The organism is Microbacterium sp. NPDC088619 (assembly GCF_044752825.1).
GTDB lineage: Bacteria > Actinomycetota > Actinomycetes > Actinomycetales > Microbacteriaceae > Microbacterium.
This window is the reverse complement of record NZ_JBIVLZ010000001.1, coordinates 1,078,364-1,099,578: the sequence shown is the minus strand read 5'-3', so window position 1 is coordinate 1,099,578 and position 21,215 is coordinate 1,078,364. Positions and strand designations below refer to the sequence as shown.

Below are 21,215 nucleotides of genomic sequence, written 5' to 3'. Positions count from 1 at the left end.
TCGGCGCGCGTAGGATCGACTCGTGCGTAACGGTTGGATCTCCCGGGTGCTGTCATGGATCGCCGCGGCTCTCGTCGGCGGCGTCTTCGGCGTCGCCGGGACGATCGGCCACAGCCTGATGTGGGGACCGGTGCCCGTGGGGCTCCTGGTGGGAGCGATCGCGTGCGGCGCGATCCTCGTCGCGATCCGCGCGCTCACCCATGATCGTGGAGCGACTCTCGCCGCGGGACTCGGCATGCTGGGCATGCTGGTGCTCATCTCCGGTGTCGGCCCAGGCGGATCGGTCGTGGTCGAAGACACGCTCAGCGGTCGCATCTGGACCTACCTCGTGGCGGGACTCGTGCTGCTCGCCGTGGCGTGGCCGTCGTTCTCTCGGCTTCCCGCACGCGTCGAAGCCCAGGCGCCCGTGCCCGCAGAGCAGTCCGAGGCATCCGATGGCGGTGTGTCGGGTGCCCGGCGACCCCCTGCCCTGGGCGATCGGACGGGCAGCGAGTCGTAGACTGGGGGAGTGACGTATGTGATCGCTCTCCCGTGCGTCGATGTCAAGGACCGCGCCTGCATCGACGAGTGCCCCGTTGACTGTATCTACGAGGGCGAACGCTCGCTGTACATCCACCCGGACGAATGCGTCGACTGCGGCGCGTGCGAACCGGTGTGCCCCGTCGAGGCGATCTACTACGAAGACGACCTGCCCGACGAGTGGCAGGACTACTACAAGGCCAACGTCGAGTTCTTCGACGAGGTCGGGTCGCCCGGTGGCGCCGCCAAGGTGGGCGTCATCGCACACGATCACCCGATCATCGCCGCTCTCCCGCCCCAGGGCGAGTAGTCCGTGAGTGTTCGCGATCTCGCCGACTATCCGTGGGATGCGGTCGTTCCCTACCGCCAGCGCGCCGCCCAGCATCCGCGGGGGATCGTGGACCTGTCCGTCGGGTCGCCCGTCGATCCGACTCCCGAGCTGATCCGCCGAGCGCTGTCGGAGGCGACAGACGCGCACGCGTACCCGCAGACCGTGGGCACGCCCGCTCTGCGCGAGGCGATCGTGGCGTGGTACGCCCGCCGCAGGGGTGTGTCCGATCTCACGGTCGACAACGTGCTCCCCACGATCGGCTCGAAGGAGCTCGTGGCGCTGCTGCCGACTCTGCTGGGTCTCGGCGACGGTGACATCGTCGTGCATCCTCGCATCGCGTACCCGACCTACGAGGTGGGTGCCCGCGTCGTCGGAGCCACGCCGCTGCCGTCCGACGACCCCGCCGACTGGCCCGAGGGCACCAAGCTCATCTGGATCAACACGCCGGGCAACCCCGACGGCCGAACCTGGACCGTGGACGAGCTGTCGGCCGCAGTCCTGCGGGCGCGTGAGCTCGGGGCCGTGCTCGCCAGCGACGAGTGCTACGCCGAGCTCGGGTGGGACGGCCGGTGGGCGACCGAGGCGATCCCGTCGATCCTCGACCCGCGCGTGACGGGCGGCAGCAGGGCGAACCTGCTCAGCGTCTACTCGCTGAGCAAGCAGTCGAATCTCGCCGGCTATCGGGCGGCCTTCGTGGCAGGCTGCGCGCGCATCGTCGGCGAGCTGCTCACCGCGCGCAAGCATCTCGGGTTGATGCCGCCGGAGCCGGTGCAGCACGCGATGGCCGTGGCCCTGGGTGATGACGAGCACGTCGCGGCCCAGAAGGAGCTCTATCGTGCGCGGCGCGACATGCTGCGGCCCGCGCTCGAAGCGGCCGGGTTCCGGATCGACGGCTCTGAAGCCGGTCTCTATCTGTGGGCGACAGAGGGGCAGGACGCCTGGGCGAGCATCGAGAGGCTGGCCGATCTCGGCATCCTCGCCGGGCCCGGACCGTTCTACGGCACGTCCTCCGATCAGCATGTGCGGCTGGCGTTGACGGCTCCGTCCGAGCGGATCGCCGAGGGCGCCCGGCGCCTGCGTGAACAGGCCGTGTAGGTTCTCGCCTCAGACTGCGGGTTCTTTTGTCGGTTGTCACAGTAGGCCTGTGCGCCTACTAGGCTGTAAAGGCGATTCGGTCGTGTATCGACGATCTCGAACAGACCTGGTGCACAGCGCCGTGACATCGCCACATCCGACTTGATGAAGATCCATGAGGAGGCCCGCGTGAGCGCAGCGGCAGAGCAGCAGGCGACAGCGAAGCTGACGATCGGCGAGACGACCGCTGAATTCCCACTCGTGCGGGGCACGGCGGGCAATGACAGCATCGACTTCTCGACGCTGACGCGACAGACCGGCTACACGGGGCTCGACTACGGTTTCGTGAACACCGCGTCGACCAAGTCCGCGATCACGTTCATCGACGGAGACAAGGGCATCCTGCGCTACCGCGGGTATCCGATCGAGCAGCTCGCCGGATCGACGAGCTACCTCGAAGTCGCCTGGCTCCTCATCTACGGTGAGCTGCCCTCGGCCGCGGAGCTCGCGGAGTTCGACGAGAAGATCCGTCGGCACACGCTGCTGCATGAAGACCTCAAGCGCTTCTTCTCGGCGCTTCCGCACACCGCGCACCCCATGTCGGTGCTGTCGTCGGCTGTCGCTGCCCTCTCGACCTATTACGAGGGTCAGACCGACCCGCACAATCCGGAGCACGTCGAGCTGAACATGATCCGGATGCTGGCGAAGCTGCCGGTCATCGCGGCCTACGCGCACAAGAAGAGCATCGGCCAGGCGTTCCTCTACCCCGACAACTCCCTCGGCTTCGTCGAGAACTTCCTCAAGCTCAACTTCGGTGTGCATTCCGAGGAGTACCAGGTCAACCCGGTCATGTCGAAGGCCCTCGAGCTGCTGCTCATCCTGCATGAGGACCACGAGCAGAACGCGTCGACCTCGACGGTGCGCCTCGTCGGCTCGACCGGTGCGAACCAGTTCGCATCGATCTCCGCGGGGATCCAGGCCCTCTCCGGGCCGCTGCACGGCGGGGCGAACGAAGCCGTCCTCACCATGCTCGGCCAGATCCGCGACTCGGGCCAGAGCGTCTCGCGGTTCGTCGAGCGGGTGAAGAACAAGGAAGAGGGCGTGAAGCTCATGGGCTTCGGTCACCGGGTCTACAAGAACTACGACCCCCGCGCCAAGCTCGTCAAGGAGGCGGCAGGCGAAGTGCTCGCCGAGCTCGGCGTCACGGACCCGCTGCTCGACCTCGCTCAGGAGCTCGAGGAGCTCGCACTCGCAGACGACTACTTCAAAGAGCGTCGTCTATACCCGAATGTCGACTTCTACACCGGCGTGATCTACAAGGCGATGGGCTTCCCGACGCGCATGTTCACCGTGCTGTTCGCGATCGGTCGTCTGCCCGGATGGCTCGCACAGTGGCGCGAGCTGCAGCTCGACCCGCAGACCAAGATCGGTCGCCCGCAGCAGCTCTACACGGGTTCCCCCGAGCGCACCTTCCAGACGCGCTGACATCGAGCACGATGCCCGTCGTCAGCGCCGAGGCTGTCGTCCCGGTCGACCCGGCGACGGCGTTCGCGGTGTCTCAGACGACGGGAGCGGTGCGCCGACGCTGGGACAGGTTCATCAGCGAGCAGCATCTCATGGACGAAGCTGTCGCCCCCGCGAAAGGCGTGCGCACCTTCACCCGGCAGCGGTTCGGTCTCTCGATGGTGAGCCGGTACGTGTCGTACGCCCCGCCCACGAATGTTGGCATGGTGATGGAGCGGGGGCCGTGGTTCTTCACCAAGCTCGGCGGCGGCTGGCGGTTCACCGAGGTGCCTGAGGGCACGCTGGCCGTGTGGAAGTACAACTTCTCATGCCGCCCGGCCTGGCTCGCACCGATCGCAGAATGGATCGGCGTTCGCGTGCTCGGCTTCGAGATCCGTCGTCGCCTCGCAGGATTCGTCCGCGGCTGCTCGGACCCGCAGGTTCTGGCGGCGGTGCGGCGCTGATCGCGGCGCCTCCGCGCACTCTGGTTTTTGGCCGAGGGGCGCAGAAAGGCGGGTGCCTCGATGCCTGAGCATCGGCGCACCCGCCTCTATGACAGCGGGGTTCAGCGGCCCTGCGAGCTCCAACCACGGCCGCCCTGGTTGCGCGACTGACCGCCCTGGCGTGATCCGCCCTGGCCGCCCTGTCGCGAACCCGTCTGGGCTGCGGGCGCGCCCTGGCCGCCCTGGCCCGAGCGGGGACGACGGCTGCGACGCGACGGCGGGTTGGCGGCTGAGTTGCGCTCGCCACCAGCGGGGCGCTGCTTGGGCGCCTGGCGCTGCTGCTGCTGCTGGATGGGTGCAGGGCGCACGTGCGCGGCGCGCTCGGGAACCAGCTCGGTGACCGCGGCGGTGGTGACGGGCTCGAGTGCGGCGCTGATCGCGGCCTTGCGCAGGAGGTCCTTCACGTCGCGACGCTGCTCGGGGAGCACCACAGTCACGACCGTTCCTGCGGCTCCGGCACGAGCGGTGCGACCTGAACGGTGCAGGTACGCCTTGTGCTCCATCGGCGGGTCGACGTGCACGACGAGATCGACGTTGTCGACGTGCACCCCGCGGGCCGCGACGTCGGTGGCGACGAGGACGCGCACGCCTCCGTCTTCCGGAGCGGATGAGAAGGCACTGAGGTTGCGCTCACGCGCATTCTGCGACAGGTTGCCGTGCAGGTCGACGGCCGGGATACCGGCCGCGGTGAGCTGCTTCGCGAGCTTCTTCGCCTGGTGCTTCGTGCGGGTGAAGAGAATGCGTCGACCGGTGCCGGACGCGAGCTCGCGCACGAGCTCGGTCTTGTTATCGGTCGAGTCGACGACCAGCACGCGGTGGGTCATCTCGCCGACGGGAACGCTCTCTTCGTCGACCTCGTGGCTGACCGCGTTCGAGAGGAACCGGCGAGCGAGCGTGTCGATGCCGCGGTCGAGGGTCGCGCTGAAGAGCAGACGCTGGCCTCCGGCCGGCGTAGCGGTGAGGATGCGGGTGACTCCCGGGAGGAATCCGAGGTCGGCCATGTGGTCGGCCTCGTCGAGGACGGTGACCTCGACGGCGTCGAGCTGCACGACCCGCTGCTTCATCAGGTCTTCCAGGCGGCCCGGGCACGCCACGACGATGTCGACGCCATTGCGCATGGCCTGCTCCTGCGGGCGCTGGCTGACGCCGCCGAAGACGGTCGTGACGCGCAGGCCCTTGGCCTCGGCGAGCGGGGCGATGGTCGCAGCGATCTGAGTGGCGAGCTCCCTGGTCGGCGCGAGCACGAGACCACGCGGGTGGCCAGGACGCCTGTTGCGCGAGGACGCTGAGAGACGGGCGACGAGGGGGAGGGCGAACGCGATCGTCTTGCCGCTGCCGGTGCGGCCGCGGCCGAGGAGGTCACGACCGGCGAGGGAGTCGGGAAGCGTGTCGCGCTGAATCGCGAACGCCTCGGTCTTGCCGTCCTTGGTGAGGACTGCGGCGAGGTCGGCGGGCACGCCGAGATCGAGGAAGGAAGTCATAGGGGAATCTCCGTGAGAATGCACGCACGAACCATCGGGCCGGGTGCGGAAGGGTGGGCGACGGCGCGGGATCGCGCATCGTTTCGCCGTTCGAAATGGCCAGAACCAGGCAAGTGGCGCGGGAGCGTGTCGACGACGCAGACGTCTCGCATCGCGAGGATCGTCGCTTCGACACTATCACGCGTCAGGAAGAGAAGCCTGGGACGCGCTGCTGCTCAGCGCGTCGCTCAGGCGTGGAGCGCCTCGTTGAGTGTGACGCCGACGCCCGCGCGTCGCACGGCCTCGACCGCTCCGCTGAGCGAGTTTCGGCGGAACAGCAGGCCGTCCTGACCGGACAGCTCGGCTCCCTTGACGGTCTTCCTGCCGCCATCGGGGGTCACCGGGCCGTCGAGGAGCACGATCTTGGTGCCGGCCGTCACGTAGAGTCCGGCTTCCACGATGCAGTCGTCGCCGAGCGAGATGCCGATCCCCGCGTTGGCGCCCAACAGCGTGCGGGATCCGATCGAGACGCGGTGCGAGCCGCCGCCCGAGAGCGTGCCCATGATCGACGAGCCGCCGCCGATGTCGCTGCCGTCGCCGACCACGACCCCCTGAGAGATGCGTCCTTCGACCATCGACGCGCCCAGCGTGCCCGCGTTGAAGTTCACGAAGCCCTCATGCATGACTGTCGTGCCGGGGGAGAGGTGGGCGCCGAGGCGGACGCGCGACGCATCGGCGATGCGCACACCGGCAGGCTGCACGTAGTCGGTGAGCCGGGGGAACTTGTCGAGTCCCTGCACCTGGATACCCGCACGCTGGAGCAGCGGGCGGAGTCGCGCTGCGTCATCGGGATGCACAGGGCCGGCGTTGGTCCAGGCCACGTTCGGCAGGTGGGCGAAGATGCCGTCGAGGTTGAGCTCGTTCGGTCGCACCAGCAGGTGCGAGAGCGCGTGCAGTCGCAGGTAGGCGTCAGCGGTCGACGTCGGCGCAGCATCCAGGTCGACGTGCAGCTGCACGGTCTCGACGGTCACGTTGCGGCGCTCGTCAGGACCGGCGAGCGGCTCGAGCGCCGCGAGGGCGGCGGCTGCATCTTCGGCGCTGGGCGCGACGGCCGTCAGCTCGGGGAACCAGGCGTCGAGAACAGTGCCGTCGCCGGCGATCGTCGAAAGTCCGGTACCCCACACGGTGCGCGCCTCAGTCATGCCTCCACGGTATCGCGACCAGGCGTGGACGATCGCACAGATGTCGGGGTAAGTAGGCTGGGTGCATGATGCTCGACCTGACAGCGTCCTCCGTCGACCTGACCCGTGCGATCTGCGACATCCCGAGTGTCTCGGGTGACGAGAAGACGCTCGCGGACGCCATCGAGGAGGCGATCTCCGCCTACCCCCACCTCGAGGTGCTCCGACACGGAAATACGATCGTCGCCCGGACGAATCTGGGTCGTGCGCAGCGGGTCGCGATCGCCGGGCACATCGACACCGTGCCGATCAACGGCAACGTGCCGACGAAGGACCTCGAGATCGACGGTGTCGCCTACCTCTGGGGCCGGGGGACCGTCGACATGAAGAGCGGCACCGCGGTGCAGCTGAAGCTCGCCGCAGAGCTCACCGAGCCCTCGGTCGACATCACCTGGATGTGGTACGACAACGAGGAGGTCGAGGCGTCGAAGAACGGGCTCGCGCTTCTCGCCGCCGTTCGGCCGGACCTCTTCCAGGCCGACTTCGCGATCCTCGGCGAGCCGTCGAACGGCGAGGTCGAGGGTGGCTGCAACGGCACGATGCGCGCCATCGTGCGCACCACCGGCGTCCGCGCGCACGCCGCCCGCGCCTGGATCGGTGAGAACGCCATCCATCGGGCCGCCCCGATCCTCGCGCGTCTGGCCGAGTACCGTGCGAAAGAAATCGCTGTCGACGGCCTGCTCTATCGCGAGAGCATGAGCGCCGTCCGTATCACCGGAGGGGTCGCGGGCAACGTGATCCCCGATGCGTGCGAGGTCGAGGTGAACTACCGGTTCGCTCCGAGCAAATCGGCGGCGGATGCGGAAGCGCACATCCGCAACCTGCTGGCCGGCTTCGACGTCGAGATCACCGATGCCGCCGAAGGCGCGCGACCCGGTCTCGATGCGCCGATCGCCCGGGACTTCGTGGCTGCCGTCGGCGCCGAACCGCGGCCGAAGTACGGCTGGACGGATGTCGCGCGCTTCTCGGCCCTCGGCATCCCCGCAGTGAACTACGGACCGGGAGACCCGCACCTCGCCCACCATGACGAGGAGCGCGTTCCGCTCGCGCAGATCGACGCCGTCGAGCGAGGACTGCGCGCATGGCTCAGTTCGCGCTGACCGCGACCCGTCGATGGGCGGGTGCGCCACTGGCGCTGCGGATCGCCCTGATCTACCTCGCGGCGCGCGCCGTGACGACTGCGATGATGATCGCGGCGGCGACGCAGTCCACGTCACTGTCGAGGTTCGGGGCCGAGCCGGGGCTCGCCGACTTCATCGTCGGCTGGGACGCGCAGTGGTACTGGCTCGTCGCCGAAGAGGGGTATCCCTCATCCCTTCCCCTCACCGAGTCCGGTGGGGTCGCCGAGAACGCCTGGGCGTTCATGCCGGTGTTCGCTTTCGCCGCCAAGGCGGTCGGGTTCGTCTTCGGTTCGTGGGGGATGGGCGCGTTCCTGCTGTCCTTCGTCGCCGGCTACTTCGCATGTCTGGCCCTGCACCGATTGCTGCACGACCGCATCGGCGCGCGGGCGGCGATGTGGGCGGTGGTGTTCTTCGCCTCGGGGCCGATCGCCGCGATGTTCCAGGTCGGATACGCCGAGACGCTGTTCCTCCTCCTGCTGTTCCTCGCGCTCGATGCCACGGTGCGCCGGAACTACGTCTGGCTGTATCTCCTCATCCCCGTCATGGCCTTCACCAGGCCGGGGATACTCGCGTTCGCCCTCTATCTCGGTCTGCACGGCATCCTCCGCTGGTGGCGCCGCAGAGAAGACCCGCTCGCCCCGCGGGAGATCGTGCACATCGTGGCGCTCGGCGCACTCGCCACCGTCGCGGGCTTCTCGTGGCAGGTCATCGCGGGCATCGTCACCGGGGACCCGGGTGCGTATCTCGCGACCGAGCTCGCGTGGCGCCGGAACTGGCTCGTCGGCGGAGTCGACGGGTTCGTGCCTTTCGAGGGCTGGATCCAGGCGTCCCAGTTCTGGTTCGCCCAATGGGGACTCCCCGGCGGGTGGGGTCCGGTCGCCCTCGCCCTCCTCGTCGTGGCGGCCGGTGCCGCTCTGCTCTACCTGCCTCAGGTGCGTGCGCTCGGTCCCGACCTGAGGCTCTGGAGTGCGAGCTACCTGCTCTACCTGCTCGCCGTCTTCTTCCCGCAGTCGAGCACGTTCCGGCTGCTCCTGCCGTTGAGTCCTGCCTGGGGAGCGCTCGCCGTGCCGCGCTCGCGCGTGTGGCGGCTCGGGGTTCTGGCGGTCTGCCTGCTGGGTCAGTGGCTCTGGATTTACCACATCTACGCGCTCGGGAACACGTTCTGGCAGGTGCCGTGAATGTTAAGGCTTGATGCATTTCTTCATAGGGGACATCCAGGTTCCGGTAACACCCGATAAACTGATCGCATACCACCGGAGGAAAAGGAGCCCACGATGGCAGCGATGAAGCCGAGGACCGGAGACGGACCCATGGAGGCCGTAAAAGAAGGACGACTCATCATCGTGCGCGTCCCGCTCGAGGGAGGCGGCCGTCTGGTCGTCTCCGTGAACGACGCAGAGGCGAAGGAACTGCACGACGTGCTGGCAGCCGTCGTGAAGCCCGCCTGAGAGAACTCGAATTCGCGCACGCGGATTCACGAAGAGGGCGACGGATCATCGATCCGTCGCCCTCTTCCGTCTGTATGGAGTGGGAGAGGCTCAGGCCTCGCCGACGCTGATCAGCTGGAGCAGGCCTTCACCGGAAGCCGAGACGGTCGCGAGCACGGCGGACGACTCCTGGGTCTCCTGCACGAGAGAGCGGTAGGCCGAGGTCACCTCGTCGCGCTGCACCGGGTCGGCCACGCGGCCGCCGCTGAGAACGCGGGGGACCAGGACCATTCCGCCGGTCCGCACCAATCGCAGCCCGTGCTCGACGTAGTCGATGACGTTCTCGGGGTCGGCATCGACGAGCACGATGTCATACGATGCCTCGTTCATGCGGGGCAGCACGTCGGCGGCGCGACCAGTGATGAAACGAGCCTTCGTCGCGGGGACTCGAGCCTCTGCGAACGCCTGCCGAGCCGCGGCCAGATGCTCGGGTTCGTTATCGATCGAGGTCAGCACGGCCTGCGGGGCGCCTCGCAGCAGCCAGAGGCCCGAGACGCCGGCCCCGGTGCCGATCTCGACGATCGACCTGGCAGCTGTCGCGGCGGCCAGCACGGCGATCTGCGAGCCGACGGCCGCGCTGATCGGTGACGCGCCGAGTTCGATGGCGTGCGCACGCGCGCGGGCGATCGGCGAAGGCTCCACGATCGACTCGCGGATGAAACGTGCGTTCGCATCGTTCTCGCTCATTGCCTGATTCTCCCGACTGAGATATGTGTTCTCCCAGCGTATGCGGTCGGTGCGCGGCACAACGGCAGGCGCGGCGGTAGCCTGGACACATGCAGTTCGGGATCACCTTCGAGAAGCTGCTGCTCATCGGTCTGATCGCTGCGCTGCTCATCGGACCGGAGCGGCTGCCCCGCTACGCCGAGAGCGTCGCGAAGCTCGCTCGGCGTGCCGGCGAGTTCCTCCGCGACACCAAATCACGCGTCCGCGACGAGATGGGTCCCGACATCGACGACGTCGACTGGCGCAAGCTCGATCCTCGGCAGTACGACCCCAGACGCATCATCCGTGACGCGCTCTTCGAAGACGATGCGGCGCCCGGGCCCGCGAGGGCGGACGCGGTCGTCGCAGAGCCTTCGGTGAAGCCCGTGCGGACGCCGAGGGTGCGACCGGAGTTCTCCGTCGCGAGTCCGCCGCCGTTCGATCCCGAAGCCACGTGACGCGAACGGTCGACCCGAGTCGGCTCCGAAGCAGAGACCGGATGGCATTCGTCGTCGCTGCGATCTGCGCCCTGACAGGAATCCTCGTCTGGACCCTGTGGGTGATGCCGATCGTGCGGTCGATCGAGGCCGCCGAGGACGCGCCGATCGGGACGACGATGACCGTAGACCTCGACGCCGGATCGCGAGTGGGCATCTGGACCAGTGGGATCTCCGCCACGCTCGGCACCATGGACTGCACCGTCATCGGGCCGGACGGCGGCGAGCGTCCTCAGCGGGGCGCATCCGCGGTGAGCTGGGACGATGTGCTCTGGTGGATGACGCCGCGGCCGGGGTTCGTGCAGTCCGCCCAGTTCACCGCGGTCGAGGCGGGCGCCCACCTGGTGGACTGCCGGGATTCGCTCGACACGTACGACGGTCTGTTCCTCGTCGCCGGGGACTCGATCGGCGAGGGCAGTATCGGGCTCGGCCGCACCGGCGGCAACGACTTCGCGGTGGGGACTCTGCTCGCTCTCGGAGCGGTGATGAGCCCGCCTCTCGCCGTGGTCCTTCCCCTGGTGATCGTGGTGAGGCGCCTGATCACCCACCGTGCGCCGAAGCCGTCTCCGTCCTGATCGGGGTCAGCCGATTCTGGACCGCAGCGTCACGATGTCGTCGTCGGACAGCAGCGCACGCGGGATCGCCGTGACCGCGGACGCCCCTCGAAGTCTGAGGAGCACGGCATGTCTCCCGGCACGCACGCTCTGGAAGGTGGTGTATGCGATGTCCGACGATCGACTGCCGGTGCCGACGTGCAGAGAACTGTCGCCGAGTCGAATCCACACGGCGCTGCCCGGAGGGTTCGCGGCCCGCACCGCCCGTCTGGCGCCGGCGACCGTCATCACGACCGCGTAGACCATGAGGGCGATGCTCGCGACGGGCAGCAGACCCGACAGCCCCTGCGCACCGCCCGTGGCGGTGAGATTGAGGATGCTGACGACGAATGCCGCGACGAGGGCGACCCACATCACGATCGCCGCGGGGCGGGTGAGGGCGTAGATCGCGGCGTCGCGCGCCATGCCTCGCAGCAGCTTCTCGTCGACGGGGAGAGCCACGATCGTGTCAGCCCAGGGTCATCGGGAGCGAACGGCCGGCGAGACCGCGACCCTGGGTGGCGAGGGAGCCCGCGAGTTCGCGGATGGCGACGGCTGCCGCGTCCCCGGGGTCTCTGAGCACCACCGGCACCCCTTCGTCACCGCCCGCCCGGAGCGCGGGACTGAGGGGGATCGATGCGAGCAAGGGCACGGGTTGTGTCTCCGACAGTGCGCTGGCCACGGCGGCGCCGCCCCCTGAACCGAACAGATCGACCACGGTGCCGTCCGGAAGGGTGAGGGCGCCCATGTTCTCGACCACTCCGATCACGCGCTGACCGGTCTGGCGGGCGACCAGCCCGCTGCGGATCGCCACATCGGACGCTGCCGCCTGCGGCGTCGTGACGACCAGCACCTCGGCGTGGGGCAGCAGCTGCCCGATCGAGATGGCGATGTCGCCTGTGCCCGGAGGCATGTCGATCAGAAGGATGTCGAGGTCGCCGAAGAACACGTCTGTCAGGAACTGCTGCACCGTGCGGTGCAGCATCGGGCCACGCCAGGCCACCACCGCCTCGCCGTCACGGAGGAACATCCCGATCGAGATGGTCTTCACGCCATGGGCGACGGGCGGAAGCATGAGGTCGTCGATGCGCGTGGGCTGTGTTCCCGCAGGGATGCCGAGGAGTCCCGGGATCGAGAAGCCGTGCACATCGGCGTCGACGAGGCCGACCGAGAGTCCCTGAGCAGCCAGCGCGACCGCGAGGTTCGCTGTCACGGTGGACTTGCCCACGCCGCCCTTGCCGCTCGAGACGAGGATCACCCGTGTGAGCGAGTCCGGCCCGAAGGGCATCTGGCGAGCAGGCCGCCCGTCACGCAGCTTCTCGGTGAGCGCCTTGCGTTCGGACGGCGTCATCACGCCGACCTCCACCTCCACCTCCGCGATGCCCGGCACCGCGGCGGCGGCGGCGCGGACATCGGATTCGATGCGAGCCGCTGCAGGACAACCGACGATCGTGAGCACGATCGCCACGTGCGCGTGTGCTCCCTCGACGCTGATCTCCCTGACCATGTCGAGGTCGCCGATGGGTCTGCGCAGCTCGGGGTCGGTGACGCCGGCGACGGCCGCTCGGACGGACTCGGCAGAGCTCATGATGATGCGGAGCGGCCGCGGGGGCGTCGCTCGGCCGTCTCGTCATCATGCTCGCCGAGCTCGGCGAGCAGGGACTTGAGCTCCTGGCGGAGCACATCGCGGGTCACGACCTGGTTGTTGCGCTCTTCGAGCGACATCCGCAGCGCGACGATCTCTCGAGCGAGGTATTCGGTGTCGGCGAGGTTGCGCTCGGCGCGTTGGCGATCCTGCTCGATCTGCACGCGGTCGCGGTCGTCCTGGCGGTTCTGTGCGAGGAGGATCAGAGGTGCCGCGTATGACGCCTGCAGAGAGAGCATGAGGGTGAGAGCCGTGAAGCCGAGCGCGGCGTCATCGAAGCGCAGGTGATCGGGCAGCAGAGTGTTCCAGCAGATCCAGAGCACGCAGAACAGAGTGAGGATGAGCAGGAACGCCGGGGTGCCCATGGCGCGCGCGACCCACTCGGTGAAACGGCCGAAGCGGTCGCGCGACGTCGGCCGCTGCCGTGGGGTGCCGCGCCCCAGCGGAGCGTCGAGCCGAGGCGAACGGGAGCGGGGCATCAGCGCACCTCCTTGGGGACCGCCGGCTCGTCGCTGTCATGCGTCCGCCAGTCGTCGGGCAGCAGATAGTCGAGGACGTCATCGATGCTGATCGCGCCGACGAGACGATGCGCGGCGTCGATCACCGGAAGCGAGACCAGGTCGTAGCTCGCGAGCATCCTCGCCACCTCGGCCGCAGATGCGGTGACCCGCACGGGCTCGAGACTGTCATCCATGATCGCGCCGAGACGCTCGTGCGGCGGGTAGCGCAGCATCCTCTGGAAGTGCACCATCCCGAGCAGTCTGCCTGTCGGCGTCTCGAAGGGCGGCAGAGTCACGAACACGGCTGCGGCGAGGGCGGGGTGCAGTTCGTGACGCCGGATGAGAGCCAGCGCCTCCGCCACCGTCGCGTCGGCGGAGAGGATGATCGGCTCGGGCGTCATGAGACCACCCGCCGTGTCGGGGCCGTAGCGCAGGAGCATCCTGACGTCCTCGGCCTCCTCCGGCTCCATCAGCTCGAGAAGCTGCTCGAGACGATTGGGTGGCAGCTGAGCGAGGAGGTCGGCGGCGTCGTCCGGCTCCATCTGGTCGAGGATGTCGGCGGCCCGCTCGTCCCCGAGGTGATCGAGGATGTGCACCTGGTCGTCCTCCGGCATCTCTTCCAGAGCATCGGCGAGACGATCGTCGGAGAGTTCCTCGGCGACCTCGATCATGCGCTGCTGCGGCAGATCGAGCAGGGTGTTCGCGAGGTCGGCGGCGTGCAGCTCGGAGTAGGAGGCGACCAGCTGCTCGGCGGATTGCGACTCACCGGGCGAGTGCTGCTCGGCGACCTCGCTCCAGGCGGCGAAGGTCGTCGGGCCCTTGGCGAACGGCGACGCGCTGGTCTTCGGGCGGCGGAGGAAGAGCTGGCTGACGGCCCACTCGCCCAGACGGTTCGGCTCGATGGCGACGTCTTCGATGACTGCCGTGCCGGTGCCGTCGACGAGGCTGACTCGGCGACCGAGGAGCTCGGCGAGCACCCGTACCTCGCCGGCACGCGGCGAGAAGCGGCGCACGTTGATGAGCCCGGTGCTGATCACCTGGCCTGCACGGATCGACGTCACCCGGCCAATCGACAGGAAGACCTGTCGCCGCCCGGGGATCTCGACGACGAGTCCGATGACACGCGGAGCAGCCGTACTTCGGTACACGATGACGACATCTCGGACTTTGCCGAGCCGGTCGCCCACGGGATCGAAGACGGCGCAACCTGCCAGGCGCGCGGCGAATACCCGTTGTGTGCTCACCCGTCCAGCGTAGTGCGCGGTGTCCTCCCGTGGCCCCCGGCGGGGCTGCCGCACGACACACTCCCGGCCCTGTCACCACAAGGCATGGAACAATGGCGGGATGAGCATGCTGAACCGTCCAGCTGACAGCCGCGATGAGGGCGAGATCGTCGCCTCCACCCGCGATTACGAAGGCGCCCAGAAGACGGTGTCGAAACTGATCGCCCAGGAGGTGCCGGCCCGAGACATCGCGATCATCGGGCAGAGCGTCCGGACGGTCGAGCGCATCACCGGACGCCTCGGCTATGCGGCCGCAGCACGGTCGGGAGCGATCAACGGAGTGCTCATCGGCCTGTTCCTCTCCGCGATCCTCGTGATCGGCAACCCGGAGGTGCCGATCCAGCTCTTCGTCGGGTTCGTCTTCATCGGCGTCGCGCTCGGCATGCTCCTCAGCCTCGTCACGTATGCGATCGTGCGCCGACGCCGCGATTTCGCGAGCGTCACGCAGTTCGCCGCCGACCACTACGAGGTTCGGGTGCAGGCCACCTCGCTCGCGAAGGCGCGCCTGGCTCTCGGCGCGGCGAAGCCCTCCCCGGTGCGCGCTCCGGTCGACTTCGATGAGCCGCCGCGGTACGGTGAGCGCATCGCTCCCGGTGGACAGCCGGCCCCGGCGCCTGCACCTCCGGTGACGCCTCCCGTCTCGCCTGAGGACCCCACTCCCGAAGCCGGCCCCACCCCGCCGCTCGGTGGCCCGGAGGCCGCTCCCGAGGAGCCGACCGTTCCGCCCCGCCCCGCAGATCCGACTGCACCTCCGATCGACACGCCCGACGCCGGCAAGCCCGGCCTTCCACCCGCCTCTGCGGGTACCGTCTGATGTCCGACGCTCAGAGCGAGACCGGCTCCGCGGCGACACCCGCACACCCTCCGGTTCCTCCGGCCCCGCCCGCGCCGCCTTCCCACGGAGCGGTGCCGCCGGCGCCCTCGTACGGTTACGCGCCGCCACAGGCTCCGGGGTACGCGCAGCATCCGGCGCCACAGTCACCGGGATACGTCCCTCCCATCGCTCCCGGTCAGGCGTCGGCACCACAGCAGCCCGTCGGATACGCCCCGCCGCAGATGCCTCCCGCGCAGGGGTATCCGGCGCAGGGCTACCCCGCGGGTGCCTATCCCGCAGCTGTGCCGCCCCGCGGCCTGCTCCCGTGGGCTCTCGGCCTCCTGATCCTGATCCCGTTCCCCTTCGTGGGCGGACTCGCATCAGGGATCGCGATGGCGGTCAGCGGCGGAGCGTCGCGTCGCTTCGGCGGTGTGGCCAGCGAGAACGCTCGGGCGGCCGCGAACTGGGGCCTCACCTACCTGCTCGTGTCGACGGTGCTGCTCATCTCGCATTTCGTGATCCTCTTCTCGCTCACAGCCGACTCTCCGTCGAGCGGGTTCTATCCCATCGGCATTCCGATCACGATCTACTTCACTCTGTCGGTGCTGCACCTCGTTCTCGTGATCGTGGGCATGGTGAAGGCGTCGGGCGGCAAGGTCGTGCGCATACCGTTCGCGATTCCCTACCTGCGCGCCTGATGGTCGAGATCCACGTCGATCTGCCCGCCGGACCGACGGTCGTCTCCGCAGACTGGTCGGCAGGAGACAGCGGATCGACCGTGATCATCGCGCACGGCGCGGGCACCGGCAAGGACCACCCCTTCCTCACGGGCTTCGCCGAGGAACTCGCCTCTCGCGGACATGCCACGCTGCGCTTCAACTTCCCCTACGTCGAGCAGGGACGCAGGATGCCGGGGCCGGCGTCGCATGCGATCGCAACCTGGAAAGCGGTCGTCGCCTTCGCGCGCGAGCGGAACCCGGACGACGCGATCTGGGCGACCGGCAAGTCGTACGGCGGACGCATGGCGTCCATGGCCGTCGCGGAGGGACTCTCCGTCGACGGTCTCGCGTACCTCGGGTACCCGCTGCACGCGCCGGGCAAGCCGGAGAAGCCGCGCGCCGAGCACCTGCCGGCCATCGGCGTTCCGCAGCTGTTCATCGAAGGGACGAACGATCCGTTCATCCAGCCCGTGACGCAGTTCGAAGAGGTCGTGGCGACCTGCCGGAACGCGCGCGTCATCTGGATCGAGGGCGGCGGACACACCTTCGAGGTCAAGGGGCGCAAGCGCCCTGCGTCCGAGATCGGAGCGTCGCTCGCGCCGTTCGTCGCGGAGTTCGTGCAGCACTGACAGCATGGGAGGGTGAGTCTCGAACGAATCGCCCTGATCTCGGATGTGCACGGCAACCTGACCGCTCTCGACGCGGTGCTCGCCGACATCGGGCGCCGAGGGATCACGCGCATCGTCAACCTCGGAGACACGGCAGGCAAGGGGCCGCGAGGCGAGGATGCGGTGCAGCGTTGCCGCGCGGTCTGCGAGGTGAACGTTCGCGGCAACTGGGACGACTTCCTGCCTGCGATCCCCGACGACGGACCGCCCGAGATGCTCTGGTGGCGCGATGAACTGTCGCCGTCGAGCAGGGTATGGCTTGCGACGCTTCCGCAGAGTGTAGACCTCGTGCTCAGCGGTCGTCGGATCCGGTTGTTCCACGCGTCGGCTCAGAGCCCCCACGTCAGGGTGCATTTTCACCACACACCGGAGCAGTTCTCAGCGATGTTCGACGCGACGGAGATGACCGGGGATGGCCCTGTCCCCGACGTCGTGGGGTACGCAGACATCCACGATGCATACATCGAGTCGAACGACGGGCGCACCCTGTTCAACGTCGGCAGCGTCGGGAACCCGCTCGACACTCCCGTTCCGTCGTACGTGATACTCGAGGGCGGGGGATCGGCGGATGATCCCTTCGGCATCCAGTTCGTGAGGGTGCCATATGACGTCGAGGCGGAGATCGCCGTCGCGGAGTCGCTAGACATGCCGACGACCGGCGTTTGGTCGATCGAGCTCCGCACGGCCGTATATCGGGGACGTCAATCGTGAAGGGTCTGCACCATGTCGAGATTTGGGTGCCCGATCTCGACGAAGCCTCGCGAAGCTGGCATTGGCTGCTGACTCGATTGGGTTTGGAGCTCACGGGCGAGTGGCCAGACGGTCGGACGTGGGAGGCGGGAGGCTCCTACGTGACGGTGACGACGCCGCCGAACCTCACCTCGGCCGAGCACGACCGCCGTCGAGCCGGCATGAATCATCTGGCGTTCTGGGGTGGAGCCCGGGCCGAGGTCGACGCCATCCTCGGCGATGCCGAGGCGCACGGGTGGCGCCCGCTGTATCAGGATCGGTACCCGCATGCCGGCGGGCCCGATCACTATGCCGGGTGGGTCGAGAACGAGCAGGGATTCAAGGTCGAGATCGTCGCGGATCCGCCCGCGTAGCCATCACCCGAGCGCCGTGAGCTCAGCGTCGTCGAGCAGTCGATGCACGGTCGAGAGACCGAGGGTGCTCATCGCAGGATTCGAGGCCTCGTAGTACCAGCCGAGACCCATCGCCTGCTGCAGTGCCCATCCGGCACCGCGCAGCCACTCGACATCCGACGCGCCGACCTGCTCGCGCACTGCGCGTCGGCGGGGCGCGTCGAACAGGTGCCAGGCGGCGACCAGGTCGAGGGCGCGATCCGCAGGGCCGAATCCGCCTCCGTCGAGGACGCCCACAAGGTGATCGCCCCTGACCAGCAGGTTGAACGGGGTGAGATCGCGATGGCTCATCACATCCGGGCCGGAGCGCGGCAGGTCGCGCAGGGCTCCCCAGAGCCGCTCCACGCGAGCGGCATCGATCAGATGGGAGCTTCTGCGGACGCAGAGTCCGACCCACTCATCATGATCGGCGAGGACGCCGCCACGACCCTGGCCGTCGAACTCGCGACCGCGCGCATCCGCGGCCCGCAGCGACGCGATCAGCGTGGCGACGTCGAGTGCCAGACGGTCGGATGTCGCGTGGAGAGCATGGCCCGCCGTCTCGCCAGGCACCCAGGTCTGCACCGACCATGCCGAGGGATACGCCGACGTCGCCGCACCGACACCGAGAGGACGAGGCGATGGCACGGCGCAGACATCTGCGAGTTCTCCCATCGCCGCAGCCTCGGCGGCGAGTACCTCAGCCGACTCCGCGACGAGGGGGAACCGTGCCGCGATATCGTCGCCGATCCGGATGATCGTGTTGACGGTCCCTGCGGTGCCGACCCGCTCGATGGGCATGTGCGCGAACTCGGGGAACCGCTGCGCGATCAGTCGCGCAGCGGTCTCCTCGGTGAGTTCGAGCTCGCCCTCGTGCATGCAGCGGGCTCAGCTCTGGACGCGCGCGATCCAGGCTTCGACCTCGTCGGCGGTGCGGGGGATGTCGGCGGACAGATTGACCGGGCCGTCCTGGGTCATCAGGATGTCGTCCTCGATGCGCACCCCGATGCCGCGGTACTCCGCGGGCACCGTGAGGTCGTCGATCTGGAAATAGAGGCCGGGCTCGATCGTGAACACCATGCCCGGGGCGAGGATGCCGTCGTAGTACATCTCGCGCCGCGCCTGAGCGCAGTCGTGCACATCGATGCCCAGATGGTGCGATGTGCCGTGCACCATGTAACGACGGTGCTGTCCACCGGCGTCTGCATCCAGCGCCTCGTCGGCGGTGACCGGCAGCAGACCCCATTCGGCGACGCGTGCGGCGATGACGCGCATGGCGGCCTCGTGCACCTCGCGGAAGCGCACTCCGATTCGAGCTGCGGCGAAGGCGGCGTCGGCGGCCTCGCGGACGGTCTCGTAGACGCGGCGCTGCACCTCGGTGAAGGTGCCGGAGACAGGCAGCGTGCGGGTGATGTCGGCGGTGTACAGGCTGTCGGCCTCGACACCGGCATCCACCAGGATCAGGTCGCCGGGAACGACTGTTCCGTCGTTGCGGGTCCAGTGCAGGTAGCACGCGTGCGGACCGGACGCCGCGATCGTGTCGTAGCCCTCGCCGTTGCCGTCTTCGCGTGCGCGGCGATGGAAGACGCCCTCGACGACCCGCTCGCCTCGAGCGTGCGCGATCGCCTCCGGAAGCGAGCGGATGACGTCCTCGAAGCCCTGTGCGGTGATGTCGACGGCACGGCGCATCTCGGCGATCTCGTACTCGTCCTTGACGAGTCGGAGCTCCGAGACGAACCGCGTGAGGTCGTCGTCCTCCTCGAGGACCAGCTCGCCCTCGGTGCTCGAGAACTCTGCGAGGTGCTCGGTCGCGACATCGAGGTCTGCGGCGACCCCGGCGAGCGAGGGGCGGGGGCCGATCCAGAACTCGCCGACGGTGGCATCCGCGTAGAACTCCGTCGTGGTGCGGTCTGCGCGCTCGCGGAAGTACAGGGTGACGTCGTGGCCGGCGTCGGTCGGATCGAACACGAGGATCGAGTCGGGCTCGGCGTCCGATGCCCACCCGGTGAGGTGTGCGAAGGCCGAATGCGCGCGGTACGGGTAGTCCGTGTCATTGCTGCGCTGCTTGAGCGAGCCGGCCGGAATGACCAGACGCTTGCCGGGGAAGGCGGCAGAGACGGCGGCGCGGCGCACGGCGGCGAACGGCGCCTGCGCGCGGGGCGCGGGGATCGACTCGGGGCGTTCGGCCCATCCGGTCGAGATCGTGTCGAGGAATCCGCGCGGGAAGGGCTGCTTCCGGTTCGTGGTGGTGGCTTCGACGGGAGTCTCGGTCGTCGGCTCTGCGATCGTGTCGCGTTCTGCGGTGCTCATCCCTCCAGTCTGTCACCTGCGTGACGACTGCGGGATGTCAGCCCGTGGGCTCGAGCTGCACCACGAGTCCGCGATGATCGCTGCCACCGCCGCCGCCGATCACGACCGATCCGGTCGCCGCCCAGCTGGGCGACGCCATCACGTGGTCGATCGGGGTGCTGAGCAACGCCGGCAGCGAGCTCGGCCAGGTTCCGCTGAAGCCGTTCCCCGTCCGGGTCGCCGCGTCGCGGCAGTAGCCCATATCGCCGCCGTCGACGCCGAGTCCGGCCATGTGATCGATCGTCGCGTTGAAATCCCCGGCGACGATGAAGTCGCCCGCGGGGCACTGGTCGGCGATCCATCGCAGGTCGCTCTGCCACTGCGCCATGTCGTCCATACGCGGTGCGACGGCGTGCACGGCGACGATCCCGGGGCCCGTGCCATCGATCGGCATCAGCACGGCGCTGGGCACCGAGCCGGTGTTGTTCGAGCCGTCCTCCGACGAGGCGATCACCGAGTACTCGCCGAGGTCGGGGGAGACGAGGACGGTCGTGTGCCATGACTTCGGACCGTCGACGACGTCGGGCTTGAACTGCACGTGGTGCACCCACATCGGGTGATCCTGATCGCGCAGCAGCACTGCCACCTGCTCGCCGACCTCTTCCGTGGTCTCGGGCAGCGCGACGATGTCGGCCTCCCGATCGAGGATCTCCCTGGCGATCTCCTCGGCCGACACCTCATCGCCGGCGGTGTTCCAGGTGAGCACCCTGATGCTCGAGTCCGTCGCAGCGGGAAGCGTGTCCGCACCGAAACCCCGGACGAAGCCGATGGCCCCCGTCGCCCCCGCGCCGAGCAGCGCGATGATCAGGACGGATGCGGCGAAGCCGCGCAACGGCTTCGCGAGGAGCAGCAGCAGAGACAGAGCAGCGATGACGAGGAACGCTGCGAGCACCACCCCGCGGGCGGCGACGATCTGAGCGAAGGGGAAGGTCTGCTCGAGACGGAAGAACTGCGGCCACACCACGACCGCCGTCGCGATCGCGAGCAGCACGGTGAAGAGGATCCCCAGTAGTCGAAACATCCCCTTCAGCCTAGAAGTCCTCTCTGTGAAGTCCCTAGAGCGACAGGCGGTCGCGACCGGC

Annotated in this window: 25 protein-coding genes; 15 read left to right on the top strand and 10 right to left on the bottom strand. The window is 68.6% G+C overall.

Translation table 11 applies throughout. The features are described from left to right. Window positions 1-22 precede the first annotated feature (22 nt). From ACIP5T_RS05605 to ACIP5T_RS05585, 5 genes are all read left to right on the top strand, one after another. A complete protein-coding gene (locus ACIP5T_RS05605; RefSeq protein ID WP_400861290.1) occupies window positions 23-499 on the top strand; it encodes a histidinol dehydrogenase in 477 nt (158 codons plus the stop codon). Window positions 500-508: 9 nt separating this feature from the next. Further along, a complete protein-coding gene (gene fdxA, locus ACIP5T_RS05600) occupies window positions 509-829 on the top strand; it encodes a ferredoxin (protein WP_042542002.1) in 321 nt (106 codons plus the stop codon). Between the two features lie 3 nt (window positions 830-832). After that, window positions 833-1,945: a succinyldiaminopimelate transaminase gene (dapC, locus tag ACIP5T_RS05595; RefSeq protein ID WP_400861288.1), complete on the top strand. Its 1,113-nt coding sequence runs from the start codon at window positions 833-835 to the stop codon at window positions 1,943-1,945. A 144-nt stretch (window positions 1,946-2,089) separates the two neighbouring features. Beyond that, on the top strand, window positions 2,090-3,409 hold the full coding sequence (locus ACIP5T_RS05590) for a citrate synthase (protein WP_150115050.1): 1,320 nt from the start codon (window positions 2,090-2,092) through the stop codon (window positions 3,407-3,409). A gap of 11 nt (window positions 3,410-3,420) precedes the next feature. Next, window positions 3,421-3,891: an SRPBCC family protein gene (locus ACIP5T_RS05585; protein WP_400861284.1), complete on the top strand. Its 471-nt coding sequence runs from the start codon at window positions 3,421-3,423 to the stop codon at window positions 3,889-3,891. 101 nt (window positions 3,892-3,992) lie between these two features. Here the strand turns inward: ACIP5T_RS05585 and ACIP5T_RS05580 are convergent, their stop codons facing one another. Further along, window positions 3,993-5,411 (bottom strand): DEAD/DEAH box helicase, encoded by a 1,419-nt coding sequence (locus ACIP5T_RS05580; RefSeq protein ID WP_400861283.1) that lies wholly within the window; start codon window positions 5,409-5,411, stop codon window positions 3,993-3,995. A gap of 227 nt (window positions 5,412-5,638) precedes the next feature. Beyond that, window positions 5,639-6,592 carry a 2,3,4,5-tetrahydropyridine-2,6-dicarboxylate N-succinyltransferase gene (gene dapD, locus ACIP5T_RS05575; protein ID WP_400861281.1) on the bottom strand — a complete coding sequence of 318 codons (954 nt, stop codon included), beginning with the start codon at window positions 6,590-6,592 and terminating at the stop codon, window positions 5,639-5,641. Between the two features lie 65 nt (window positions 6,593-6,657). Here dapD and dapE point away from each other — a divergent pair, with 65 nt between their 5' ends. The 3 genes from dapE to ACIP5T_RS05560 all read left to right on the top strand — a co-directional run bounded on the left by dapE (window position 6,658) and on the right by ACIP5T_RS05560 (window position 9,200). Then, window positions 6,658-7,731 carry a succinyl-diaminopimelate desuccinylase gene (gene dapE, locus ACIP5T_RS05570; protein WP_400861278.1) on the top strand — a complete coding sequence of 358 codons (1,074 nt, stop codon included), beginning with the start codon at window positions 6,658-6,660 and terminating at the stop codon, window positions 7,729-7,731. Further along, on the top strand, window positions 7,713-8,930 hold the full coding sequence (locus ACIP5T_RS05565; RefSeq protein WP_400861276.1) for a hypothetical protein: 1,218 nt from the start codon (window positions 7,713-7,715) through the stop codon (window positions 8,928-8,930). The genes dapE and ACIP5T_RS05565 overlap by 19 nt, the downstream gene beginning before the upstream one ends. A 96-nt stretch (window positions 8,931-9,026) precedes the next feature. Next, a complete protein-coding gene (locus tag ACIP5T_RS05560; protein WP_079112537.1) occupies window positions 9,027-9,200 on the top strand; it encodes a DUF3117 domain-containing protein in 174 nt (57 codons plus the stop codon). Window positions 9,201-9,290: 90 nt separating this feature from the next. Here ACIP5T_RS05560 and ACIP5T_RS05555 read toward each other — a convergent pair whose 3' ends face one another. Next, a complete protein-coding gene (locus tag ACIP5T_RS05555) occupies window positions 9,291-9,926 on the bottom strand; it encodes an O-methyltransferase (protein WP_400861274.1) in 636 nt (211 codons plus the stop codon). Window positions 9,927-10,015: 89 nt separating this feature from the next. Between ACIP5T_RS05555 and ACIP5T_RS05550 the strand changes: the two genes are divergently transcribed. Together ACIP5T_RS05550 and ACIP5T_RS05545 are read left to right on the top strand one after the other, a co-directional pair. Further along, the gene (locus ACIP5T_RS05550; protein WP_400861271.1) at window positions 10,016-10,402 is read left to right on the top strand and encodes a Sec-independent protein translocase TatB; all 387 of its coding nucleotides are present in this window, start codon (window positions 10,016-10,018) and stop codon (window positions 10,400-10,402) included. Window positions 10,403-10,443: 41 nt separating this feature from the next. Further along, complete coding sequence (locus ACIP5T_RS05545) at window positions 10,444-11,016, top strand: hypothetical protein (protein WP_400861268.1); 573 nt, start codon at window positions 10,444-10,446, stop codon at window positions 11,014-11,016. Window positions 11,017-11,022: 6 nt separating this feature from the next. Here ACIP5T_RS05545 and ACIP5T_RS05540 read toward each other — a convergent pair whose 3' ends face one another. The 4 genes from ACIP5T_RS05540 to ACIP5T_RS05525 are packed head-to-tail and all read right to left on the bottom strand — an operon-like array spanning window position 11,023 to window position 14,423. Next, window positions 11,023-11,496: a YcxB family protein gene (locus tag ACIP5T_RS05540; protein ID WP_400861266.1), complete on the bottom strand. Its 474-nt coding sequence runs from the start codon at window positions 11,494-11,496 to the stop codon at window positions 11,023-11,025. Window positions 11,497-11,503: 7 nt separating this feature from the next. After that, window positions 11,504-12,622 carry an Mrp/NBP35 family ATP-binding protein gene (locus tag ACIP5T_RS05535; RefSeq protein ID WP_400861264.1) on the bottom strand — a complete coding sequence of 373 codons (1,119 nt, stop codon included), beginning with the start codon at window positions 12,620-12,622 and terminating at the stop codon, window positions 11,504-11,506. After that, window positions 12,619-13,158: a DUF1003 domain-containing protein gene (locus ACIP5T_RS05530; protein WP_400861263.1), complete on the bottom strand. Its 540-nt coding sequence runs from the start codon at window positions 13,156-13,158 to the stop codon at window positions 12,619-12,621. The genes ACIP5T_RS05535 and ACIP5T_RS05530 overlap by 4 nt, the downstream gene beginning before the upstream one ends. After that, window positions 13,158-14,423, bottom strand: a complete 1,266-nt coding sequence (locus tag ACIP5T_RS05525; protein WP_400861262.1) for a magnesium transporter MgtE N-terminal domain-containing protein — start codon at window positions 14,421-14,423, stop codon at window positions 13,158-13,160. Before ACIP5T_RS05525 ends, ACIP5T_RS05530 begins: the two co-directional genes overlap by 1 nt. 100 nt (window positions 14,424-14,523) lie before the next feature. Between ACIP5T_RS05525 and ACIP5T_RS05520 the strand changes: the two genes are divergently transcribed. The 5 genes from ACIP5T_RS05520 (at window position 14,524) to ACIP5T_RS05500 (ending at window position 17,766) form a co-directional block, all read left to right on the top strand. Next, window positions 14,524-15,276 carry a general stress protein gene (locus tag ACIP5T_RS05520; protein ID WP_400861260.1) on the top strand — a complete coding sequence of 251 codons (753 nt, stop codon included), beginning with the start codon at window positions 14,524-14,526 and terminating at the stop codon, window positions 15,274-15,276. 242 nt (window positions 15,277-15,518) lie between these two features. Next, window positions 15,519-15,974 carry a DUF4870 domain-containing protein gene (locus tag ACIP5T_RS05515; protein ID WP_400861259.1) on the top strand — a complete coding sequence of 152 codons (456 nt, stop codon included), beginning with the start codon at window positions 15,519-15,521 and terminating at the stop codon, window positions 15,972-15,974. Continuing rightward, window positions 15,974-16,624 (top strand): alpha/beta fold hydrolase, encoded by a 651-nt coding sequence (locus tag ACIP5T_RS05510; RefSeq protein WP_400861257.1) that lies wholly within the window; start codon window positions 15,974-15,976, stop codon window positions 16,622-16,624. Before ACIP5T_RS05515 ends, ACIP5T_RS05510 begins: the two co-directional genes overlap by 1 nt. Before the next feature lie 12 nt (window positions 16,625-16,636). Continuing rightward, window positions 16,637-17,374, top strand: coding sequence for a metallophosphoesterase family protein (locus ACIP5T_RS05505; RefSeq protein WP_400861256.1), 738 nt, complete (start codon window positions 16,637-16,639; stop codon window positions 17,372-17,374). Next, window positions 17,371-17,766, top strand: coding sequence for a VOC family protein (locus tag ACIP5T_RS05500; protein WP_400861254.1), 396 nt, complete (start codon window positions 17,371-17,373; stop codon window positions 17,764-17,766). The genes ACIP5T_RS05505 and ACIP5T_RS05500 overlap by 4 nt, the downstream gene beginning before the upstream one ends. Before the next feature lie 3 nt (window positions 17,767-17,769). Here ACIP5T_RS05500 and ACIP5T_RS05495 read toward each other — a convergent pair whose 3' ends face one another. From ACIP5T_RS05495 to ACIP5T_RS05485, 3 genes are read right to left on the bottom strand one after another with little or no spacing between them, the layout of a single operon-like run. Further along, complete coding sequence (locus ACIP5T_RS05495) at window positions 17,770-18,663, bottom strand: phosphotransferase (protein ID WP_400861252.1); 894 nt, start codon at window positions 18,661-18,663, stop codon at window positions 17,770-17,772. 9 nt (window positions 18,664-18,672) lie between these two features. Continuing rightward, window positions 18,673-20,094, bottom strand: a complete 1,422-nt coding sequence (locus ACIP5T_RS05490) for an aminopeptidase P family protein (protein ID WP_400861250.1) — start codon at window positions 20,092-20,094, stop codon at window positions 18,673-18,675. Between the two features lie 37 nt (window positions 20,095-20,131). Beyond that, window positions 20,132-21,154, bottom strand: coding sequence for an endonuclease/exonuclease/phosphatase family protein (locus ACIP5T_RS05485; protein ID WP_400861248.1), 1,023 nt, complete (start codon window positions 21,152-21,154; stop codon window positions 20,132-20,134). Window positions 21,155-21,215: the final 61 nt, after the last annotated feature.

What these genes read in the sequence shown, in the direction of transcription:
- ACIP5T_RS05485 (WP_400861248.1), bottom strand. Translation starts at nt 21,154, where the DNA reads ATGTTTCGACTACTGGGGATCCTCTTCACCGTGCTGCTCGCGATCGCG.
- ACIP5T_RS05560 (WP_079112537.1), top strand. Translation starts at nt 9,027, where the DNA reads ATGGCAGCGATGAAGCCGAGGACCGGAGACGGACCCATGGAGGCCGTA.
- ACIP5T_RS05495 (WP_400861252.1), bottom strand. Translation starts at nt 18,663, where the DNA reads ATGCACGAGGGCGAGCTCGAACTCACCGAGGAGACCGCTGCGCGACTG.
- ACIP5T_RS05520 (WP_400861260.1), top strand. Translation starts at nt 14,524, where the DNA reads ATGAGCATGCTGAACCGTCCAGCTGACAGCCGCGATGAGGGCGAGATC.
- ACIP5T_RS05510 (WP_400861257.1), top strand. Translation starts at nt 15,974, where the DNA reads ATGGTCGAGATCCACGTCGATCTGCCCGCCGGACCGACGGTCGTCTCC.
- ACIP5T_RS05490 (WP_400861250.1), bottom strand. Translation starts at nt 20,094, where the DNA reads ATGAGCACCGCAGAACGCGACACGATCGCAGAGCCGACGACCGAGACT.
- ACIP5T_RS05580 (WP_400861283.1), bottom strand. Translation starts at nt 5,411, where the DNA reads ATGACTTCCTTCCTCGATCTCGGCGTGCCCGCCGACCTCGCCGCAGTC.
- ACIP5T_RS05515 (WP_400861259.1), top strand. Translation starts at nt 15,519, where the DNA reads ATGCCTCCCGCGCAGGGGTATCCGGCGCAGGGCTACCCCGCGGGTGCC.
- dapD (WP_400861281.1), bottom strand. Translation starts at nt 6,592, where the DNA reads ATGACTGAGGCGCGCACCGTGTGGGGTACCGGACTTTCGACGATCGCC.
- ACIP5T_RS05545 (WP_400861268.1), top strand. Translation starts at nt 10,444, where the DNA reads ATGGCATTCGTCGTCGCTGCGATCTGCGCCCTGACAGGAATCCTCGTC.
- ACIP5T_RS05550 (WP_400861271.1), top strand. Translation starts at nt 10,016, where the DNA reads ATGCAGTTCGGGATCACCTTCGAGAAGCTGCTGCTCATCGGTCTGATC.
- ACIP5T_RS05555 (WP_400861274.1), bottom strand. Translation starts at nt 9,926, where the DNA reads ATGAGCGAGAACGATGCGAACGCACGTTTCATCCGCGAGTCGATCGTG.
- ACIP5T_RS05585 (WP_400861284.1), top strand. Translation starts at nt 3,421, where the DNA reads ATGCCCGTCGTCAGCGCCGAGGCTGTCGTCCCGGTCGACCCGGCGACG.
- ACIP5T_RS05535 (WP_400861264.1), bottom strand. Translation starts at nt 12,622, where the DNA reads ATGAGCTCTGCCGAGTCCGTCCGAGCGGCCGTCGCCGGCGTCACCGAC.
- dapE (WP_400861278.1), top strand. Translation starts at nt 6,658, where the DNA reads ATGATGCTCGACCTGACAGCGTCCTCCGTCGACCTGACCCGTGCGATC.
- ACIP5T_RS05530 (WP_400861263.1), bottom strand. Translation starts at nt 13,158, where the DNA reads ATGCCCCGCTCCCGTTCGCCTCGGCTCGACGCTCCGCTGGGGCGCGGC.
- ACIP5T_RS05590 (WP_150115050.1), top strand. Translation starts at nt 2,090, where the DNA reads ATGAAGATCCATGAGGAGGCCCGCGTGAGCGCAGCGGCAGAGCAGCAG.
- ACIP5T_RS05565 (WP_400861276.1), top strand. Translation starts at nt 7,713, where the DNA reads ATGGCTCAGTTCGCGCTGACCGCGACCCGTCGATGGGCGGGTGCGCCA.